Annotated in this window: 3 protein-coding genes; all 3 read right to left on the bottom strand. The window is 65.9% G+C overall.

Annotated features, from left to right (window positions below; translation table 11 throughout):
• Positions 1–393: hypothetical protein (locus tag AC0IYH_RS28995; protein WP_471837446.1), on the bottom strand; the 393-nt coding region annotated here is incomplete at its 3' end.
• Positions 390–746 (bottom strand): phosphoribosyl-AMP cyclohydrolase, encoded by a 357-nt coding sequence (hisI, locus tag AC0IYH_RS28990; RefSeq protein ID WP_204193132.1) that lies wholly within the window; start codon positions 744–746, stop codon positions 390–392. The genes AC0IYH_RS28995 and hisI, both read right to left, overlap by 4 nt.
• A gap of 50 nt (positions 747–796) precedes the next feature.
• Positions 797–1,007 (bottom strand): DUF7218 family protein (locus tag AC0IYH_RS28985; protein ID WP_471837444.1); only part of this gene is annotated, 211 nt, incomplete at its 5' end.

Genomic DNA, 1,007 nt, shown 5'->3' with positions numbered 1-1,007 from the left:
ACCCGTACACAAACTGGCGCAGGCCGCGGGAACCTCGGCGGGAAAAACGATGCGGTCGCCTTCGAACCGCGCATCGAACCGGCACCCGTTGCGAAGCTCGACGTCGAGTCTTTCGCCCAAACGACGAACAAGACCAGTCGCGCTGCACGCCTGTCCTTCGCCGTAATCGGTGACGATGCCGATCCGTTGATCACCACGCTCTTCGCCGACGACGCACAGCCGATCCGAGTCGCGCGCCCATGAACCGCCCAGCGTGGCGGTTGCGGGATCAACGATCAGGCCCTGCTCCAGAGCAGCCGCTTCCAGCTTCGATCCGGGCGTATCAGGTGATCGGTCGGGCGCTTCGCCGCTGCACCCCGCGATCGCCAGCGCCAGCGCACTGCTCACTCTCATGCGATCGGAACCAGCGCGTCGCCCTCCACCCGGCGGTAGAAGCAGCTCGTCGCGCCGGTGTGGCAGGCTGGGCCCGCCGCGTCGCAGATCAACCACAGCGCGTCCTGATCGCAGTCGATCCGCATCTCGACGACCGCTAGGACGTTGCCGGACGTTTCGCCCTTCTTCCACAAGCGCTGTCGACTGCGCGACCAAAAGGTCGCTTCGCCGCTCGCCTGCGTCGCCGCCAGCGCATCAGCGTTCATGTGCGCGACCATCAGCAGCGCACCTGCCCGGTCGCTGACGACGGCGGTGACGAGGCCGTGCTCGTCATAGCGGGGATCAAGGCGGAGCGTTGCATCGCGGTCGGTCATCGGCGCGGCGTAGCGTAGATGCGGGATCGCCCGCCAGCTTCGTCGCTATATCAGCGATGGTCGCGGATCGCCTTCACCAGCGCGGCTTTGTCCAGCTTGGATCGGCCTTCGATCCCGATCTCCTTCGCCTCGTCCATCAGTTCCGCCTTGGTTCGATCCTCGAGGTGCGTGCTGCGGTGGTCGATCGTTCCAGCGGCCTTGGCGTTGGCGATCCTCGCCGCCTTCTCCCTCGAATTGCCCTGCTTGAGCAGGTCCTCGTAC

Source organism: Pseudomonas sp. AC463 (assembly GCF_979253585.1).
The sequence above is the reverse complement of the archived record's forward strand: the minus strand, read 5'-3'. Positions and strand labels throughout refer to the sequence as shown.

What these genes read in the sequence shown, in the direction of transcription:
- hisI (WP_204193132.1), bottom strand. Translation starts at nt 746, where the DNA reads ATGACCGACCGCGATGCAACGCTCCGCCTTGATCCCCGCTATGACGAG.